Origin of the sequence: Cupriavidus sp. UME77 (assembly GCF_014170355.1) — a bacterium.
GTDB lineage: Bacteria > Pseudomonadota > Gammaproteobacteria > Burkholderiales > Burkholderiaceae > Cupriavidus > Cupriavidus basilensis.
On sequence record NZ_LZZU01000020.1, the window covers coordinates 16,783 to 37,055 of the forward strand.

The 20,273-nt window shown below is 64.7% G+C and carries 13 protein-coding genes and 1 pseudogene; all 14 read right to left on the reverse strand.

Features of this window, described 5'->3' with window-relative positions; all coding sequences use genetic code 11:
• Positions 1-14: 14 nt before the first annotated feature.
• Positions 15-2,315: a heavy metal translocating P-type ATPase gene (locus A9975_RS09645; RefSeq protein WP_183032492.1), complete on the reverse strand. Its 2,301-nt coding sequence runs from the start codon at positions 2,313-2,315 to the stop codon at positions 15-17.
• A 40-nt stretch (positions 2,316-2,355) separates the two neighbouring features.
• The gene (locus A9975_RS09650) at positions 2,356-2,691 is read right to left on the reverse strand and encodes a YqjD family protein (protein WP_183032493.1); all 336 of its coding nucleotides are present in this window, start codon (positions 2,689-2,691) and stop codon (positions 2,356-2,358) included.
• A 205-nt stretch (positions 2,692-2,896) separates the two neighbouring features.
• Complete coding sequence (locus tag A9975_RS09655; RefSeq protein WP_183032494.1) at positions 2,897-3,673, reverse strand: hypothetical protein; 777 nt, start codon at positions 3,671-3,673, stop codon at positions 2,897-2,899.
• Positions 3,674-3,860: 187 nt separating this feature from the next.
• Positions 3,861-5,057: a PDZ domain-containing protein gene (locus tag A9975_RS09660; protein WP_183032495.1), complete on the reverse strand. Its 1,197-nt coding sequence runs from the start codon at positions 5,055-5,057 to the stop codon at positions 3,861-3,863.
• A gap of 212 nt (positions 5,058-5,269) precedes the next feature.
• A complete protein-coding gene (locus tag A9975_RS09665) occupies positions 5,270-6,574 on the reverse strand; it encodes an amidohydrolase (protein WP_183032496.1) in 1,305 nt (434 codons plus the stop codon).
• Positions 6,575-6,733: 159 nt separating this feature from the next.
• Positions 6,734-9,922, reverse strand: a pseudogene (locus A9975_RS38525) (autotransporter outer membrane beta-barrel domain-containing protein).
• A 385-nt stretch (positions 9,923-10,307) separates the two neighbouring features.
• Positions 10,308-11,069 (reverse strand): hypothetical protein, encoded by a 762-nt coding sequence (locus A9975_RS09675; RefSeq protein ID WP_183032497.1) that lies wholly within the window; start codon positions 11,067-11,069, stop codon positions 10,308-10,310.
• Between the two features lie 372 nt (positions 11,070-11,441).
• Entirely contained in the window at positions 11,442-11,780 is a 339-nt protein-coding gene (locus A9975_RS09680) for a hypothetical protein (RefSeq protein WP_183032498.1), read from the reverse strand.
• Positions 11,781-11,826: 46 nt separating this feature from the next.
• Positions 11,827-13,833 (reverse strand): filamentous hemagglutinin N-terminal domain-containing protein, encoded by a 2,007-nt coding sequence (locus tag A9975_RS09685; protein ID WP_183032499.1) that lies wholly within the window; start codon positions 13,831-13,833, stop codon positions 11,827-11,829.
• Positions 13,834-14,188: 355 nt separating this feature from the next.
• Positions 14,189-15,874, reverse strand: a complete 1,686-nt coding sequence (locus A9975_RS09690; RefSeq protein ID WP_183032500.1) for a ShlB/FhaC/HecB family hemolysin secretion/activation protein — start codon at positions 15,872-15,874, stop codon at positions 14,189-14,191.
• Positions 15,875-16,245: 371 nt separating this feature from the next.
• A complete protein-coding gene (locus tag A9975_RS09695; RefSeq protein WP_183032501.1) occupies positions 16,246-17,226 on the reverse strand; it encodes a fimbrial protein in 981 nt (326 codons plus the stop codon).
• A 633-nt stretch (positions 17,227-17,859) separates the two neighbouring features.
• A complete protein-coding gene (locus A9975_RS09700; RefSeq protein WP_183032502.1) occupies positions 17,860-18,894 on the reverse strand; it encodes a fimbrial protein in 1,035 nt (344 codons plus the stop codon).
• Between the two features lie 244 nt (positions 18,895-19,138).
• Positions 19,139-19,492, reverse strand: a complete 354-nt coding sequence (locus tag A9975_RS09705) for a hypothetical protein (RefSeq protein ID WP_183032503.1) — start codon at positions 19,490-19,492, stop codon at positions 19,139-19,141.
• 95 nt (positions 19,493-19,587) lie between these two features.
• Positions 19,588-20,273 (reverse strand): fimbrial protein (locus A9975_RS09710; protein WP_220810685.1); only part of this gene is annotated, 686 nt, incomplete at its 5' end.

The window sequence follows — 20,273 nt, forward strand, 5'->3', positions numbered from 1 at the left end:
CAGCGGGCAGATCGTCAGGCGTCCCCCAGCGCGTGATACAGCTCGTCCTCCTGCGCGAAATGCAGGCGCAGGATCGCATTGAGCTCATAGAGCAGGCGCCGGACTTCCTGCGCGCTTTCCAGGTCGATGCCGCCCGCGGGCTGGTCCGCGGCAATGCGCTCCAGCATGCCGACCAAGTGGAAGATCTCGCGATGCCCGCCGCTGAGCGCAGCCAGCGGATCCTTGCCGCCGAGGCGCCGCGCGAGTTCCGGATAAAGGTCGGCGTCGTCATGGATCTCGTGCGCGAGCAATTGCTCGCGCAGTGCCTGGTTGAGCGCTGCCAGTTGGGCTGCGGCGGCTTCGCCGGGGAGGCTGGCTACGCGATCGGCCATTGATCGCACCTGGTCGAGCACCTGCCCCAGTTCGCTATGCTCGGTCTTCAGTCTGGCGGCCTCGGCCGCCGTGATTTGTGCCGGCTGCCATTCGGGCCCAGGCTTGCGTGCTCGCAGCGCGTTGAGGATCACAACGACATCGATCAGTTCTTGCAGCAGCGCGCCCGCCACTGGCGGCAGGTAGCCGAATGCGGCCGCGATCATGGCCGCCAGCGACAGCGCCATGCCCGCCACCACGCTTTGCACGGCGATGCGGCGCGTGCGCCGGGCGATCTGCATCGCCTCGGCCAGGCGGTCCAGGCGGTCGACCAGCAATACCACGTCCGCGGCCTGCGCCGACGCGGCCGCCCCTGCCGCGCCCATTGCCACGCCGACGTCGGCGGCGGCCAGCGCGGGCGCGTCGTTGACGCCGTCGCCAACCATGATGACCGTGTCGGTGCGCTGCGCCTCGCGGATCGCCGCTAGCTTTTGCGCGGGCGTTTGCTGGGCGCGCACTTGCGTCACGCCCAGCATCGCGCCTGTCATCTGCGCCACGTCGTCGCGGTCGCCGGTCAGCATCACCATGCGCTGGATGCCGGCCTGCCTGAGCAGCCTGAGCGCGCGGGGCGTGTCAAGCCGGATCTGGTCCGCAAGCTGCAGCGCGCCACGCATGGCGCCATCGACGCCAAGAAAGACGGCCGCTGCGCCTTCATGGCCCATGCGCCGCACCCATGCCGTACTCCACGGCGTGGGTGCGGTTGCGCTGGCCACGTGCGCCAGGGAGCCGATGGTGACCATATGCCCGCCGATCGTGCCACGCAGGCCGGCGCCGGGATCCTCGGCGACCTCGCCCGGCAACGCCAGCGCCAGGCCGCGCTCGCGCGCCGCGGCCACCAGCGCGCGGGAGCTGGCATGCACCGAGGCTTGTGCCAGCGAAGCTGCCAGGCGAAGCACCTCGTCCTGCGCGTGTCCCGGCGCCGCCTCGATGGCCGAGACGCGGGCCTGGCCCGTGGTCAGGGTTCCGGTCTTGTCGAAAAACAGCACGTGGCACTGCGCCAGCCGCTCCAGCGCACCGCCGCTCTTGACCAGGATGCCCCGGCTGGCAGCGCGCGACATGCCGCAGACGATGGCCACCGGCACCGCCAGGATCAGCGGGCAGGGGGTGGCGACCACCAGCACCGCGAGTGCCCGGTGCGCATCGCCGGTCATGATCCAGGCCGCGCCGGCCACGGCCAGCGCCAGCGGCACCAGCAGCAGGGCGTAGCGGTCGGCCAGGCGCATGGAAGGGCTACGGCTTTGCTGCGCCTCCATCACAAGGCGGACAATGCCCGAATAGGTACTCTGTGCCGCCGTGGCGCCGGCGAGCATCTCGAACGGTGCGCCGGCATTGACCACGCCGCTGCGCAGTGGCTCGCCCGGCGCGCGGCGCAGGGGCATGGCCTCGCCGGTCAGGGTGGATTCATCCAGTTCGGCCGCCTGGAGCAACGTCCCATCGGCGGGCACCACGTCGCCTGCGCGCACCAGCAGCCGGTCGCCGGGGCGCACCAGCTCCAGCGGTACCGGGCGCCATTCGCCGCGTTCGAAGCGGCTGGCTTCGCGCGGCGCGTGGCGCAGCAGCGCGCTCATCTCGCTGGCGGCGCGCGCTTGCGCATAGCTCTCCAGTGCGCGTCCGCTGGCCAGCATCAGGGCAATCACAGCGGCGGCAAAGTGCTCGCCCAGCCACCATGCGAAGCCGATGGCCAGCAGTGCCAGGACATCCACGCCGGCCTTGCGGCGCCACGCCGCCAGCACGGTGCTGGTGGCCAGCGCAATCAGCACCGGCAGGACGCCGATCAGCCACACGGTGCGCGCGAGCGCCGCCGATTCGAACCAGTACAGCAGCGATCCGGCGCTCAGCGTGAGCGCGCAGGTCGCCAGAAGCCCGAGGTTGAGCCAGCGGTGGTAGCGAGGCTGCGCAGGCGCCATATTGCCTTCGATCCGCCATCAATCCGCTATCGATCGGCCATCATTCGCGGCGCGAGACCGACATGGCGACAAGCATCCCGCATACGGCGGCAACTGCCGCGGCCGCGCCCAGCGCGCGCCATGGGTGCGCCTGCACGTACGCTTCTCCCGCATCGGCCAGATCGCGCACCTGGCCGCGGCCTTGCTCCTGCAACTCGCGCAGGCGCAGCTGCAGCGCCTCCAGCCGCACCTTGAACTGTTCGCGGGCCTGGCCGGCTTGCTCGCCGGTCAAGGCGGCGGCGTCGCGCAGCAATGCCTGCACATCGGCCAGCAGGAGGTTGACATCGCGCTGCAGCGCGGCGCGGTGTACGGAAAATACGGATCTGACGTCGTTCATGGCGCACTCCTGGCGGGTGGGAACGATGAAGGTGCGGCGGGATGAAGCTAGGCCACACACCACTATAGGTTCGGCGCCGGCCCGGCGGTTGATCGACATCAAGCCGCCATCGAGCCCGGGGCGGATGAAGGGCACAGCCCACCCACGGTCGTTTCCCGATACCGCCCGCATCTTCCCGCAAGCGGATACAGCGGGGTCCGGCACGCTAGTGCCGGGCCCGGGCTGCGGCCCGCGGTGGCATCAGCAGCAGGCAAAGCGCCATGAAGCCCAGCAGCGCTGCCGAAGCACTGAAGCGGCCCAGTGCCAGCCCGCCGGATTGCAGGGGCTTGTCGAGGAAGTCGCCCACCACCGCCCCGAGCGGGCGCGTCAGGATGAAGGCCGCCCAGAACAGCAGCGTGCGTGAGATCCGCGTGCGGTAGTAGGCCAGGGCTAGCAATGCCAGCAGCGAGCCGAAGATCGCCATGCCGCCGATGTAACCCATCCCGGCCGTGTCGGCGGTCCAGTCTCCCAGCGCTGTGCCAAGCGTCTGCGAGAACATGATGGTGACCCAGTAGCACAGCTCGGCGCGTGGCGAATGCACGCTGTCGACCGAGACCGTGCCAAGCCAGCGATACCACAACGCCAGCGACAGCAGCAACAGCAGCGCCAGCAACGTGGATCCTCCCGCGTAGCCGATGCCGAGCGAGCGGTCCGCGAAGTCCGCCAGGGTCGTGCCGACCGTGGTGGTGGCCACGATGGTGGCCCAGTACAGCAGCGGCCGGAAGCGCCTGGCGCGCACCTGGGCGCAGACCGCCACCAGGAACACCGCCGCAAAGATCGCTGTGCTGACCAGGTAGCCCAGTCCCATCGTCATCGACAGCGCATCGCCGCCGGTCTCGCCGAGCGTGGTCGCGGCGATCTTGATCAGCCAGAATGCCAGTGTGACTTCCGGCACTTTGCTGGCCGCCGCGGCGCTGGCCTCGTAGCTGGGGCGTGCTGTCATATTGAACTCCTTCGTGCAGCGTTGGGCTTGGCGCGGCATAGTCCTGCCGGCCAGGATTGACAGATGCTAGTCCGCGCTGGCTTAAGGCAGCATTAAGGGCAATATAAAGGCCGGCACGCACAGCAGGCGCTGGTCCCGTCCGCCGTGATCGGGGCGTGGCCATCGAGTACGAGCAATAGAGCCTCCGTTAGTCTGCTTCGACCACGATCGCCTTGCGCTCGACATTCAGCTCCAGACGCTGCGTTTCGCGCTCGATTCCCAGCCTCACAGAGGTCGCCGGCTTACCTCGAATCAGATCCGTGATCTGGGTGAGCGACATCTCGGAGGTCAACCGGTCGTCGACCGTCGTGATCCGGTCGCCTGGTTTCACGCCGGCGAGTTCAGCCGGCGCGCCGGGAATCACAGCGTGCACGAGCGCACCCGTGCTATTCAGCGGCGTGGCGATGACGATACCGATGCCGACGAGCGATTGCGTCGCAGCCGGCAGTTTCAGCCACTTACCCGGCATGGCGGGATAACAGTCGGTGCACTGCAGCGAACCGTCACGCTCGCGCTGGAAGTGAAACGTCGGCTTCTCCGCCGATGCACATCCTTCGGCCCGCGACGTATCGAACAACGCCAAGCCATGTTCGTTCTGGCACGCGCCCATCGTATTGCTCATCATCGGCAACGGCGGGTCGGCCAGGATGCCGAACGACACATACGCGATGTCGCCCTTCACCACGATCGCCGGCTGAGCTGGCTCGAGAAGTTGCCCTTTGCGCCACGCGGCCCATGCGGTCTTCAGATCGGGATAGGATGCGGGTACGTAGGTGCCGTTGAGCGGACCGCCCGGATTTGCCGGGCGCTGCCGCAGTCCGGGCGGCAAGATGATGCTCGGAAGGTACTGCGGCGCCGTATCCTCGCTGCGCAATTGGCCATCTCTGAATGTCAGCATGAACAGTTTGCCGGCACGTTCGGCGAGCCCCTGTCCGGCTCCATTGAAATCCGCGACTACGTCATATGCGGGCACCTTGACCGGCTGTCCCTTGCTGTCGACGAATTTCGTCAGATTGTCTTTGCGCACTTGGATCAAGCCGATGGTGTTGAGCGTTTCGGTTCGGACGCTCTGGTAGATGATGGGCAGCACGAGCGTGCCCGTGTTCGCGTCAAGCACGCCGTATTGCGAGCCGAGCCGGGCCTTGGCCAGGCCCGGGAACTCGATGTCCAGACGGTCGTAGCCGGTGTCGTTGAGCGGCTTGCCGTTCTTGTAGAGGTAGTACTTGCCGTCGCGCTTGGTCACTTGCGAGGCGACTGCGGCCGTCGTGGCGTCGGCCGATTCGCTTGCTGCCAACGCGGGTGACGCGATCAGCGTCTGGGATAACAGTGAAAAGACTGCGGCCAAGATCGGCTTGCTGCCGCACCGTACGGCCTTCTGCGACGTGTGCCCGGCACGGTGAGGCGTGACACCGCTGATTATTGTCGATGGCATTGGTTCGTCCTTTCTTATGGCTGATGATCGTCGCGCACCTGGGCAAGCCGGCGCAAGGGCGATGATCCTCAGGCAGATAGCAGGCCGGCAGGAACATCGCACGGCAAAGCGTGTTCAAGGTGCGTTCAGGGCGCGGCGAGCAGGCTAAGCACGGCCAGGCTCATGGCGGTGACACCGGTCTTGATCGACGGCTCGGGCACCGGGGCGAAGTAGGGCGAGTGATTGAACACCAGGGGCTTGCCGCCGCTCTTGTTTGCGGCCGAGACATCTGCGGGGTCAAGCACACCCACAAGGAAGAACATCGAGGGCACGCCCTCGCCGCCGTATTCGGCGAAATCCTCGCTGGTCGTGAGCGGCAGCGTGCGGGCCACCTTGTCCTTGCCCAGGCCCGCCTGCAACGCGGCCTCGACGCGTGCGACCACCGTCTCGCTGTTCACCACACCGGGGCCATTGTCGGTGATCGTGATCTCCGGCTCGGGGGCCGCGGCCGCGCTTGCCGATGCCCGCGCAACGCGCCGCACCCCGTCGACAAGCTGTGCCCGGACCTCGGAATCGTAAGCGCGGATTGTGCCGCGCAAGACCGCGCTGTCGGGAATGATGTTGCCCGAGCTTCCTGCCTGGAGCGCGCCGACGGTGATCACGCCGAATGCCATCGGATCCTTTTCCCGGCTCGTCACGGCCTGCACGTCCGTGACGAATCGCGCGGCAATGACGATCGGGTCCAGCGCCTTGTTGGGTGCGGAGCCGTGTCCGCCACGGCCTTTGAAGACGATCTCGAACGCGCTGGCGGCAGACGTCATCGGGCCGATGCTGTAACTGACCGTGCCGTAAGGCCGGGGATCCGTGTGCAAGGCAAGCGCCGTGTCAGGCTTGGGAAAGCGCTTGAACAGCCCGTCGGCCAGCATGGCCCTGGCGCCGGCGCCGATCTCTTCAGCTGGCTGCGCCACGAACATCAAGGTGCCGCGCCACTGGCCTTTCATGGCGACCAAGGCACGCGCGGCGCCTACCCAGGTTGCCATGTGCAAGTCGTGGCCACAGCTATGCGCAACGAAGCTCTCGCGCCCGTTCCAAGTGGTGACTGCCTTGCTGGCATAGGGCAGGGAGGTTTTCTCCTCCATGGGGAGGCCATCCATGTCGGTGCGCACCATGATGGTTGGGCCCGGGCCGTTGCGGTACAGGGCCACCACGCCAGTCTTTCCCACGTTCTCGGTCACCTCGAAGCCGAGCGTGCGCATCTCACTGGCAAGCCGCGATGCGGTGCGGGTCTCGGCGAATGCAAGCTCGGGGTGCGCGTGCAGATCCTTGTACAAGGCGTCCAGCTCGGGATACATGGTTGCCACCAGGCCGCTCAGCTGGCTGGCTCGCCGGTCGTCAGGCTCGCTGGGCTGCGCCAATGTTTCGGCACCGGCATAGACTGCGGCGACCAGCATGGCGGCCGCCGCCGCACCGCAAGCCAACGCGCGCTTTTCCCGTATTTTTTTTCGCAGTTTTTCTTGCACTTGGGAGTTTCCTTTCTTCCTTGTCGGCGTATTGGCCCGATATGAGCTTGGGTCCGGGTTTGGGTTTGGGTTTGGTTTTTCGGGCCGGGATCACCAGCTGTACCTGTAGCCCATGCTGACCATCCACGGTCTGTCCAGCCTTGCGCCGCTTGCGTACTCGTAGTCGGCGTACAGGCGGTGGTTCGTGCCCAGTGACGCAGCAACGCCCACGCCCAGCTCGGCAAGGCCGCCGGACAGGTCGGTCCGGGTAGCCACGCCGTTGGTGCGTACCGTGCTCTTGCCGTCAAGCTCCTGCGACAGGCTCACCTTGACGTAGGGCTGCACGGTGTTGCCATTGGCAAATGCAATGCGGCGGCCGAGCAGGGAACCAACGCGCAAGCGCATCGAATTGCCGCTGTCGGCATCGACCTGCAGACCGTTGCTGGCGCGGTAGCTGGCGCCGCTGGCGCGGAGCATCGACAGCTCCACCTGAGGCTCGACGAACCAGCCGAAGCCGAACGGCACCTGGCGGCCGGCTTCCACCGACACGCCGATGGCGTTCTGGTGGGAATCGGCCTTCACCGACTGGCCGTCGGTCGCCACCACCGCGAAGTTCTGCTGGATTTTGTTAGCCTTGAACACGCCGTCGACGTACCAGCCGGCATCGGCCAGCCAGGTGGCGTAGCCGCCGAGGTGGTAGCTATCGGCGCCGCCCGTGCCTTCGTCACGAAAACGGCGGTCGGTCGAACTGTATCCGGTCATGCCGCCGACGTACTAGCGCCCGCCTTCGACCGGCAGGTACTTGTCGGCGCCGACCTCCAGGCCGCCCACGGTCTGCTCGAACGAGCGGCCGCCGCGGTTGTCGAGCTTCTGGCGCTCGCCGAAACCCCGCACCCAGACACCACCTTCGTTCTTGCCCTGGCGCAACTCACCCAAGCGCCTGGCCAGCGTGCCTTTTTCGGCATACCAGATCGCGTGCGCGGTGCTGGCGCTGGACGTATTGATCGCGGCGTTGGCGGCCGTGGAAAGGTCGTCGGCGCCAGGCGGCGCAATCTGGGACTGCTCGGTCCCCGGCACCGCTTCTGGCGACAGGTCGCCGCTGTTGACGAGGCTCCAGTCGGTGGCGCGCCCGCCGACCGTGTCGCTGCTTTTCAGCGCGTAGCGATAGGTGCCGGCGTCTACCAATTGATCGCGGTTGGCGAGCGCGAACGAGCCCGGGCCGCCCTCGCTCTGGATGATCCTCAGGGACCCGCCGCCAGCCAGCGGCTCGGCGCCGCTGTTGGCGACCAGCACGCGGTGATTGCCCGAGACGGTGCCGGCGACGCGCAGCAGGTCGCCCTGGCCTGCGCCCAGGTCGGTGCGCATTTCGAACAGGCCGCCGCCGCTGAGGTTGCCGGTCACGTCCAGCACCTTGAAACCGCTGCCCGGGGTGGCGAATGACACCGTGCCCGCATTGTCCAGGCGCGCCACCGCCGAGTTGCCGCGCACGCGCCAGGTGCTGCTGCCGTCGATGCTCAGCGTATCCACCGTCCGCCCGGCGTTGTTGAGCAGGGCGCCGGTCAGCACGGAGTGGTCGCGCAGGGTCACGCTGGCCGACCCGCTGTCGAGCACCACGTCACCCTCCAGGTGGCTGCGCTGCGCGTTGAGCTGCACATCGCGTGCGGCAACCACATCGCCGCCTGGCGAGGAGGGCTGCCGTTCGTCCACGTACAACAAGGCGCCATCGCCGCTGCGGGATCTGCCGATGATCGTGGTGTCGGACAGGTTAGCGACGAGGCCGCTGCCTTCGACCGTGATGCCATTGCCGTTCTCGGTCTCGATATGGCTGTTGCGGATCGATATCGCGTTGTCGACGCCAGGCTTGTTCGAGTAGGCCAGGATGCCATTGGCGCCTGTGCCGCCGGTGCGCATGTCGACGCGGTCCAGGCTGACCTGCGCGCCCTGGTCGCCCATCATCAGCCCGTGGGAGAAGTCGCCAACGGTGCGCACGATGGTACCTGTTGCGTCCAGGCGTGCGCCGTTGGCTAACAGGCCGTAGGCAGTGTGGCCGTGGGTGGTGACCGATCCACCTTCCAGCACGACGTTGGACCCGGACCCGCGCGAGATCACACCGATGGCAGCGTTGCCGAAGGTCTCGACAGCGACGCCGCGCGCGGTGGTCGTCCCGCTGCTGTCGCCATCGCGTTCAGACACGTAGATACCGTGCCCGCTGGCGCCATGCGTCGTGATCGAGCCGCCGTCCAGGGTGACAGCGCTCGCTCGGTTGTCCACGCCCACGCCTCTTTCCCCGGTCATCGTGATGGAGACGTCCTTGGCCACCACAACGCCCTCGCTCGGAGCCCGGATGCCAGCGACGGCCGAACCATTGCTGCTGATCTGCACGCGTTCCAGCCTGGCATGGACGCCATCGGCGTTTGCGTCGATGCCGGAACCCGTCTCGGCATGCACCACCACATCGCGCAAAACGGCTTCGGACGGGGTGAATTCCGGTCCGCTGGCCCTGGTGAGATACACGCCGTCGAGATACGCGTCGATGGTGCCATTGGAGAACGAGACGCTGCCGCCGGACGCGTGAATGCCAGTGCCGCGGACCGAGACGATATCGGTGTTGGTTGCGGTCACGGTACCACGGTCGACACTGATGCCTTTGCCACCCCATTGCGTGGTGGCAGTGGCATTGAGCCTTGCCTGATCCAGGACGACGTTTGCACCATCCGCCGCGTGGACTGCCGAGGCGCCGTCGCCAAGGACGGTGATTTGCGTTTTGTGGGCGGTAATCATGGCGTCCGTACCCGCTGCGTTCAGGCCATGGGCGTTGTCTCCCTGGGTGGAAACCGAGCCGCCAGTCACCTCGATGCGCCCGCCGTCGATGGCTTGCACGCCGTGGGACCATCGACCCTCGGTCTTTATCCGCGTGTCGTTCAGGGTCGCCTTGCTGCCCGCATCGCGCACGACCAAGGCATTGGCGTCGAGGCTGCCCAGTGCGGTGATGTTGCTGTCGGACAGTGCCAGTGTGCCGCCGGCGCTGACGGTGATGCCCTGCGTGGCGGCGCTCGTGCCTGCGATGCCGGACTGGATGCTGACGCCGTTGCCCGAGAGGGCGTTGTTGGCGCCACGGATATTGACCGCCGTGCCGGCGTTCGCATGCGTGACCGTGTCACCGGGGACGAGCACCCGGGTTTCCCCATCGGGGGTGGAAAGATCGATGCCGGGGTAAGCCGTCGCCGCCGTGGCCAGCTGAACGCCCGGGAACAGCACTGTCAGGATGGCGACGGAAATTCGAGTCGGTTGCAGTTTCATGGCGGAGTGTCCGGCTTGCTCCACCCCAATACCAAATGCACCAGACCTGAATCGGCTAATGAAGATAATTACGCGCGTATGGAAGCGTTGAAGGGGAGCGTTGAGAGAGTTTGATTGACCGGTCCATTCTAGATACGCATTCGCCAGATTTGAATCAGACAAGTACGAAAAGCATGGTGCTCAACGACACAGCGCGGGCTCCAGGCACGGGGCGTTGCCTAGCCGAAAGCGAAATCGACAGCGAAATCGAGGCGGACGCCTGGAAAAGCCAATGTCGGGATGCTGGCCGGGAGCGACACGCGTTTCACTTGGCGCGCGGCCAGTTTCTCGGCCACGGCGACCGCGATCGAGCAGAGGAAATCGGCCCGCGTGGAAGGCGGCAGCCTTACTCGTCGATCAGCCGGGAGTGCTCATGCAACGTGATATGCGAGTCGGGCGGCAGATAGGCCACGGCGCTCGGGCGCGAGCTGGCATCGTACGCCGGCACAGCCAACCTATAGCCGGCGCTATAGCCCGCGTAATCGTCAGCGCTATCGCCCGCGTCATAAGGTACCGGTGCCCTGGCGCTGCGCACGGCCACCTGCCTGGCAGGAACCGGCTCGGCATACGAATGCCTGCGGGCTGCGGCGTGCTCGACCGGAGCGGCGATGGGGCTGGTCGTTACGCTGGCGGCCGCGCTTGCGGTTGCATGTTCAGCCCGCAGAGGGGCGGCGAGAGAAGCCGCGGGCGCCGGCGAGTCAGCCGCGGCCAACACGGCTTCCGGCTGCTCGGCCACCGCGGCTTGCAGCCCGGCATCTGGTGCGGGCAATTGCGCAGGTGAGGACACGGACGAGGGCACGGACGAGGACACGGGCATGGCCACAGGCTTGAATGCGGGCAAGGGTGCAGGCAAGGGCGTAGGCGCGGGGCCTGTCAACGACGCCGCCAACAGCCACGCCGCCGCCGCGGCCATGCCGCAGCCCACCGTGCCGGCAGCCAGCCCGCGCAGCCGCGCGCGGCGCAACGCCCGCGCCTGGGTGGGGGCCGTGGCCGCAAGATGCATTTTGACGGCCTCGGCACGGTACGCAGCAAGCGTATCGCGTATATCGAAGCGCGTGCCCCATGGTGGTGGCACATCGAGTTGGGAAGGAATAACGGAATCAGACAAGGCTTACCTCCGAAGCGCAAAAGTGACGCAACGCTGCCGGCCTATCCGGGCGAAGCTGATCAGCGTATCGATATTAGCATCGCTAACATGAGATGAAAATCGGACAAATCCGATTCTGCGACACGGCGGGATCGGCTCTCGATTTACGCGTTTTTGGCGTCAAAGCGCGCCTGGACAGAGGAGGATGGGAATTCTACTGGCTTGATCAATTCGGACTTATCCGATTCATCGCGCCGAAAAAATCAGACTTATCCGATTTCCCGCACCGTGAAACCTCGTTAGACTTTTGTTTGTCGGCATACCCCTATGTGTCGATGTTCTACCTTTGCAGAGTGGGTGACCCCCTCCAACCCGCAATCGCACCCCAGGCTGTTATCCCCGTGGCAGCCTGGGCTTTTTTGCTGGCGTCGCGAAGGTCAGCCAAGTCAGCCAAGTCAACCAATGCGGCTTTCGCAACGCGTCGGCTGCGCGGATCGCATCGAAGCATGCTGACGTGCTTCGGCCCTCGGCCACGACGCAGCGGATGCCTGCGTGCATGCCATTCCTGAATTCCTGAATTTCTGATTGAGATCCGACGAAGACAAACTGTGCAGGCCGCTTGTAGCGCGCCTGTTCGTTGCCGCAGCGATCAAATGAACGGGCAGCAAGGCTGCCATGCGGCCTGCCCCGAAAGGCGGGCACCAGGACGGCGCCCGCCTTGCCTTGGTTCATCCGCGTCGCGTTATGCGGCGGATGCCTTCAGCACCGCTTCAGCACATCAATACCAGCGCGTATTCCAGCTGACAGGCGTCGCTTGCCACCAGGGGCGAGCGACCGGCACCGGCGCGGACCACTGCTGCGCAGGCCAGACCTGCTGGACGGTCCACTGCTGGGCGGGCCAGACCTGCTGAGCGGACCACTGCTGCTGTCCGGGCCAGACCTGTGCCGGCAAGACCTGCGCGGGCTTGGCTTGTTCCACGGGCTTGGCTTGCTCGACAGGCTTCGCCGGCTCCACGGGCTTGGCTTGCTCCACGGGCTTGGCTTGCTCCACAGGCTTGGCCGGCTCCACAGGCTTGGCTTGCTCGACAGGCTTCGCCGGCTCTACGGGCTTGACCTGCTCCACGGGCTTCGCCGGCTCCACAGGCTTGACCTGCGCCACCACCTGGGCCTGCTCAATGGTCCCGGCGTTGGAGTAGATCATCGACTGCACCTTCACCTTGCCCTCTTTGGCCGACAAGCGGTTGAGGTTGGTGAACGTGAGGCTGGAGAAGTCGAGGTTGCCGTGCTCGCTGGACAGCGTGCCTTCGTTCCTGGCGGTCGTTGTATTGACCGAGAGGTCCCGGCTCGCGGTGATCTTGCCGGCGTTCGTGAACGTCGTCGCCTTCACCTTGGTGGTTCCAGCCGCGCTAGCGAGCGTACCCTTGTTATTGGTGGCGGTGCCATCTACGTCGAGGTTCCCGGCGTTGGTACGGATCACGCCATCGTTGATCAAGGTTGCGGTCTTGACCGAAAGGTCTCGCTCCGATTCGATCGTGCCGTCGGCGCTATTGCCCATGGTGGACGTATTGGCCGTGAGCGCGCCGCCGGCCTTGATGGTCTTCTTGTTCTGCAGCGTGGCCGTGTTCAGCGTGACGTCACCGTCCGACACGATGGTCCCGTCATTGATCAGCACCGCCGACTTGACCGAGACGCCGGATTTGCCGCTGATTGCGCCGGCATTGTCCACGCTGTTCGAACGGATATCGGTGGCGCCCGCCGCCAGCAGTTGCGCGCCGGACTGTACGCTGATCTTGTCCTCGGTGGCCTTCTCGGCTACGACGAAGCCAGGCGCGACTTCGGTGCTGACCGCTTCGCTGGCGGCCTTGTCGTCGCCGACCTTCTCACCGCTGGCCTTCTCACCGTTCTGATCCGGCGTCGTGATGACCAGGCCGGTCTTCTCGATCTTCAGGTCGCCCGTGAGCGCCTGCACCTTGCCTGCGATGTTGACGCCAGCGCCACCTTCGGTGCTCCGCAGCGAAATGGCGTTCGCGTACATGCCGCCGAGTGCGGCCACGTCGATCGCGTGCACTGGCACGTGATCGGTGCCCTTGGTTTCCACGGCATCGACACGGTCGCCGTCATAGGCGATATCGTTGCGGCCCGCCACGGCGCGGATCAGGTCCTTGGCACGGACCGCCGCGTCGATCTTCATGGAGCGCGACAGCAGGTCGACCTTGTCCACCGTGCTGGCATCGAACCCCCTGCCGGTGATGGCGATGTCGCCGCCATCCACCACGAAGCCGGACACGGAGCCGCCGCTGGTAAGCGTCGGGGTGCCCGTGGTCAGCGTGACGCGGGAAGCGTTCAGCACGCTGCCGCCATCGACGGTGATGCCGTTCGGGTTGGCGACGATCAGCGCGGCGCGTTGCCCGGCGATTTCCGTGGCGCCGTTCAACATGGTGCGGGAGCTGCCGACCACCTCGTTCAGGATGACGCTGGCGGCGCCATTGGCGAGCGCGGCATTGCCCGCGACGTTGCCGCCGATCTGCGTGGCGGCACCGTTGGCGCTGTTGTTGAGCACCAGGCCATTGGCGCCCACGTTGTAGTTCTGGAACTGGTTGTGCGATACGCCGGCGGCGTTCGGCGTGTTGATCTGCACGAGCGGCACGCCATTGGCGGTCGCGCCGATTGCCGGGCCGCCAGGTGCCGCGCTGATCTGTGCGGAAGCGATGGAGGCGTGAAGCGCCGGGACGGCCAGCAACAGTGCGCGCAGCAGGATGCTGCAGCTGGGCGGGCGGGTGATCATGGATGTCTTTTTCATCATTTGTGCCATGGAAAGTAAAGTGAGAGACGGCAGGCCGCCGGCATACGGAGATCCGTGCCGATTGGGGGCGGGCATGCCGGGTCAGGGTCTTGGAGATTCAGTGATGGCTGTGGTTGGCTTCCTCCGTCAGGTTGTGGATCAATGCAATTTCAGTTCATCCCGCCTTGGTGTGGGTCGATGCAGCGCGGGGCGTCAAATCCAGCGCTGCCGTGGCTCCCCTCTCCCATTTCATGGGAGAGGGGAGCCAAACAGCGTTTTGCTTCCGGCAACGCCGCACCCGCATGCAGTACCCAAATGACAGACAACACACGACACCCAAATCCGTACGAACCCAATCTCAAAGCCTCATGGATAGCTGCACGGCCACCGTCACCCGGGCGGCCTCGAACCCGGCCGGCTTGGCCACCGGCATGCCGACCGATACGTCGTAGCCAAACTTGCCGTACGCGCCCCGGACCCCGAGCGCCGCGCCAACGAGCGTTCGCCCGGCGAGTTCGCGCGTCACGCTGCCACCCACGGCGCCCGCGTCGGCAGCGGCATAGGCTTCCTGCCCGGTGTTCCCGATCGCCAGCGCGACTTCATTGCGCAGCACCCATCCGCTTTGTCCCACCAGGGTGCGCGAGCCATCGAAGCCGCGCACGCTGTACCGGCTGCCGATCGAGAGCATTTCGGTCGCTGGAATCGCATTCGGCGCAGCCTGCGCATTCATGCTGGCGCGGTAGCCCAGCCGTTGCCGGCCGACAGAGAAGGGCGCGTCGACGCTCGCGTTGGCGCTGAGGATGCTGTAGCGGCCGTTCCATTGCGTTCTGCCGCTGACATAGCCGCTGTTGGCCGACCACGCAGGAATGCTCCCGCGCAGGCCGAGGCCGCCGGTGAACGTCATGCGGCGCGCGCGTTGATAGTGGGAGTAGCTGAGTGTGTAGCTGGTGATATCGCGCGTTTGCACGCCGATCGGCCATTCGCCAAGCCGGACGTCGTCCGAGCGCCGCGACAGCTTGGCGCGCACCGTGCCCTTCATGGTGCCGGTACGGTAAGCCACGTTGCTGGCGCCCACCTCGAACGTGCGCGTGCGGCCCGTATAGGGCAGGTTGCCGGCGGTCGTGGCGATCGTCTGCAGAAAGTCATACTGGTTCGCGCCCAGCCAGAAGGAGCCATAGCCATACGGCACCGTCCATTGCAGGCCCATCGCGCGCGATCCCACGGTATGGTTGCCGAAGTGCGCGTCGTTGTTGTAGGTGGCGATGAGCTGGTCGTACAGTCCCAAGGGCGAGTCGACCACCAGCACGCCGCCGAGCTGGTTCTTGCCCGTGGCGTCGATGCCGGAGTTGTCGGCGGTGACGATGGCGCGCCAGCGGCGCACCGCCGGCGCATGGTGAATGGCGAGATCGGTCTGGCCAAACTCCTTGCCCGGCTCCATCACCATCCGTACCGAGGCGTCGCCGGCCACGGTGCGGATGTTCTCCAGCGTCTGGTCGAGATCGCGGAGATTGAGCACATCGCCTTCGGCCATCGGCATCGCCATCTGGCGGTGGCCCGGGACATCGCCGGTCTCGGCGACGCTGCCGATGCGCCCTGGCACAAGCTCGATCTCCAGCTTGCCGGCGCGCAAGTCTTGCTGGCCAATGAGCACTTGCGTGGTGACGTAGCCACGCTCGATGAGCAGGTAGCGCAAATGGTCGCGCAGGCGGGTGATGCCCTCGGACCCGACGCACACGTCCTGCACCTGGACGGCGCGCGTGAGCCATGCGAACGCTTCGGCGTTCTTCCATTCAAGGCGCGAGATATTGAAGCACGGCGACTCGGCGGGAAAGACAAGTGTCGCGTGGAGAGACGCCTCGCCGCCCGACAGCACCGGCTCCGCAGCCGCGGCGCGCGTCAGCGCCTCGTCGACCTGCTGCGCCTGGCGGCGTGTCGTTTCTGTGGTCTCGGCAGCCGCATGCGGCGTCAGCGACTGTGCGGTGGCCGCGGCGGACCGAAGCAGGAGCAGCGCAACTGCGCCGCCGATAATACGGATGGATTTCATGCTGCCCATGCTGCGCGCGTTGCCTGGAACGCAGGCGCAGGTTTATTGCGGAAACGCCAGCCCGCCAATGCCTGAGCCGCTCGATGGGCCAGGGTGGCAGTCGCTGTGTGTTGCGTTTGGTGTCTTGTGTCGCGCGTCGCTGCTGTTGTTAGCGAAGTAACAGGATTCTGAGTGTCTTGGGCAGCGAAGACAATCGGACAAGTTTGAAAATGCGACGAAATGTGCAAGAAAACTCGGCGCGACGGCCGATGCGTGGCGCCGTATCGCCGCATCGTCGGATGAGGACGGCGGCAGCGCGGGCGGACTCGATCACGCCTTCAAATAGCGGAATGCCCGTCGCCGCGACGGCATGCGGCGCGGGCAGTGCGTGCTTACTGGTAATCCACCAGCACGGACATCATGCCGGAGATCGTGCCGGTAGTGACCGTCGCCTCGGTTTGAATGTAGCGCGCGTTCATCGGGACTGTGTACGAGCCGCCGGTCGAGCTGCTATAGGCGCTGAGCGGAAACTGTTGATTGAACGTCGCGGGCGTGCCGTTCGTGCCAGTGATCTGGATCGCCACGCCCTTTGCCGTCGAGCCGCCGGCGACCGGAAGAGCGCCGGCGAAGGCGGGCGCCGGGCCGCCGATCGGGGTGAGCGTGTAACCGACGCGCGCGAAGCCGGGCGGGCAGTTGTTGAAGCGAAGATCGAAGCCCTTCGTGCTCGACTGGTCGCCGGTCGATCCCACGCCCTTGAACTTGTACAAGACCACGTTGGGCAGCGCGACGCTTTGATCCGGCGTCGAGCAGCTGCCGTTGATCAGCCTGACTCTGGCCGCCAGAGCGATCGAGAGACCATTGTTAGACCCAGAGCAGGCTTGGCTGCCGACGTCGCCCATGCAGATAGCGAAATAGGCCGGGTTGCCGGCTGCGCCCGCGAGGCTGCCAGCCGACAGCGGGCGGCCGTCGCGCAGCAGCTGCACTTCAAGTGGTGAATTGACGGTGATGTAGTTGTTACCGCTGCTGATGAACGCGCCGGCGGGCTGGCCGTTGACCAGCAGGCGAGCCGAGATGCCCGATACGTTGGTCGGGATGAGCGGTCCGGATGCAGTATCACGGCCGCCGTACGGATACAAGGTTAGAATAGACATCCGGCACGACGATGCTGCGCCGCAGAGTTGACTCAACGGAATCGGATAGCGACTGACGATGGTGCCTGTTGCCGTGTTGTTCGGCAGGTTAAGCGTCGATCCGAACGCCGTGACACTGTTGATCGCGAGTGCTTTCGGCGAAATCGATGCGACGACCACAAGAGCGATCGCCGGGATCAGGCGCGCGGCGAGGCCGCGCAGGATTTGATGGAGCTGTTGCATAGTAGGAATTTTCCCTTTCCTTTCCCATCCCGTAAGCGAGGGAAACCGTTGTTCCCCCGTGCCGCCCCCATTTTTCGGATCATGCGTTGCGTTGTCGGGACGTGCGGGCTTGATCCTGAATGCTATCGGGATAGCAGGCCGTTTAAAATCGGACGAGTATTAAAATGCATGCCGTCGACGGAAATACGTCGTCGTTAGCGTATCGAGGGCAGGTCGATGCCGCATTCGGGCAAGACGCTCCCGATCGATTGTTCCTTCAGCTATTCTTAAATTGTTGTGAGCGGTAGCGTGGTAGGGCGAGGCCATTGGCCGCGCGGCCGCCAACTGCCGCTTGCCGTGATGATGGGTAACGCATGGTGAACGTAGCGAGGCCATTCGCATACCCGGCGTCACCTTCGATGCGGTCTGGATGTACTGTGCCGTCAGATAGTCGACAGACTGGCCGCCAACCGTTACCGTTCAGGCCGCCTGCGCGGCCGAAAAACGAAAAGATAAAAGCCGGCTGCCGCGAAGCCATACATTGCCTTGTGGCGACAAAACCGCGCTTCCATCCTTTCGTGGCACTACGACCTCCTTGGGGTTTCCTGCGTCGGTCGAAAAATCCAGCGTATCTCTTTAAAGAACCGGATTTCGCTACTGATACGAGAACGTAATCGTGCTGAGCGCGCTCATGGCACCCGGCTTGATCGTTTCCGCCGTCTTGATATAGCGCGCTTCGAAGGGCACCGAGATCACACTGCCAGATGCCGCCGATGTACCGACCAGCCACTGATTCGTATTGCCCTTGGCCGCTGAATCCGGCCCAAAATTCAACGGAATGGACGTACCTTTCTTCATGATTTGAATACCCAAGCCACTTGCCGTCGAATTCTTCGCCAGGCTAAGGATGTTGCCGGTATTTGCCGGATTGGTCGCATCCGTCAAGGTTGCATAGACACTGACGCCCGCATCGCATTTCAGTCCCAACGAAAACGGCGCCGACTTGGCGGCAGAGACATCTCCTACCGCTTTCAGGCTATACGTCACCAACTGCGGCATGACGACCGTGTTGGTCGCGCCGGACGTGATCGTGCATGCTTTTGCCGTGACGGTGATGTTCAATGCATATATACCCATCGACGCTCGATTCGACACGACAGTTCCATTCAGCATGGCGCCTAGGGTCGAGGTGGTTTGAGCCGCGACACGATAGTTTCCCGTTGGGACAGACCCCGTTACGACGAGCGTCACCAGCTGGTAGTAACCCCAACCGCTAGAGCCAAATGGCCCGGCCGGAAACACCGTTGGCTCAGCCCCAATAGGCACCAATGGCGAGTTGAGATTTCCTGTTTCCAGTGCGTAGCCTATGCCGGGAATTCCGGTTTCAAATACAGCGGCGGGGCCGGTTTTGCTCTGATACGTCACACCCGGAACGACTTTCCCGAGCGGCGTTACGACGATTGCGTCGATCTTGCAGTCGGCGTTGTCGACATCTGCAGCATATGCGCCGCCGGCAGTCGATGACGGAAACTGAATCCCTGGGGCTAACGAATCTCGAACATGGCTGATCGTGCTCGGAAGCGCCGGCGACGGAGTCATACGCGACCTTACCGTACAACCAGCAAACGCTGATTCAGACAGAAACATGACGCCCAGGATCAGAGCACCCGAAATCATTTTAAATAGCATAAGAAGTCCACTTACCATATGCGTGTTGGATCCATCAAAGTTCTCAATGCCATCCGAACATCGGAATGCATCATCGGGTGCATGTTCCCATCTCTGCCTGGGCAAGATGCCCGCGTTAACGTCGCATCCCGCCCGTCGCGGCTGCACGACTTGACACGGTCGGCACATGGTCGTACGCGTGGCAGCGCGAGGCTCTGGGGCGGCGGGTACGTCTCCGTGCATTTCCGCACCGGCAGCGACTACATCAGCAAGGCACCGGGCCGGTGTGATTGAGCTGGCGATAGGCAAATTGCAGGCTCCAGGGCGCGTAGACGTAGTGCAGCGCCCGCCCCACGGCGGTGCCGGCGGCTTGCGGGCGGCCCGCATCGCGCACCTTATCGCCCGACTCGTTGCCCAGCTCCATCGCGACAAGGACCAATAGTGCCGCCTTGACGTCGGAGTAGCGGTCGCGTGGCAAGAGCCTGGCCGCGATGCTCTGGGCCATGTCCTGCTTTTGCGGCGGCAGGCTTGCCAGCGATGCGGTAGCCAGCGCGCAGTATCCGTTGCCTTTCGAGGCAAGCTGCCATAACTGCCATTTTCTCGGGGAATTCATCTTCATCTTCATCTTCATTGGAGAGTCCTTATGTCTTCAAGTCGTTGTCAGCGGGGGGCGGCAGGGCAGGCCGAACCGAAACCGGTTGATGCTGGTTGACGCTATTGATACGAGAACGTAATCGTGCTCCGCGCGCTAACCGTGCCTGGCTTGATGCTCGGATCGGTCTTCACATATTTGGCAGTCAGGGGAATGTTGAGGTTGCCCCCCGACGCCGACGAGCTGCCGACATTCCATTGGTTGGTGTTTCCCTTCGCCGACGAATCCGGGCCGAGCCCCAGCGCTGTCGTTTCGCCCGAGCGGAACATTTGAATGCCCACGCCGGTTGCGGTGGAATTGCCGGATAGCTTCAGCGTATTGCTGGTATTGGTCGGATCCGAGGCATCCGTGAGTGTCGCGTACAGTCCCACATTGCCATCGCAATTCACCCCAATGGAGAAGGATGCCGATGCATCCGACACCGCGCCGACCGACTTCAGGCTATGTGATATCAAGGTGGGCAACACGACAGCATTGGTTGCTCCGGATGTCACCTTGCATCCATGCGTCGTCACGTTGATCGACCCTGAGGCTAAAAAGCCCGGGTCATCGTAAGTGATCTGTTTACCGTTGGCATCCAGCGGCCTTACGACGGCCAGCGACTGATACGGCATGGTATAAAAGCCAGAGACAAGGCGTCCTGAAACAACCAGGATTATCCGATGCTCAATCGTCATGATATCCGCAGACCCGGTATATACCACCGTTGGGCCAGGACCAATCGGAATCCATGCTGAAGAGGCGGGGG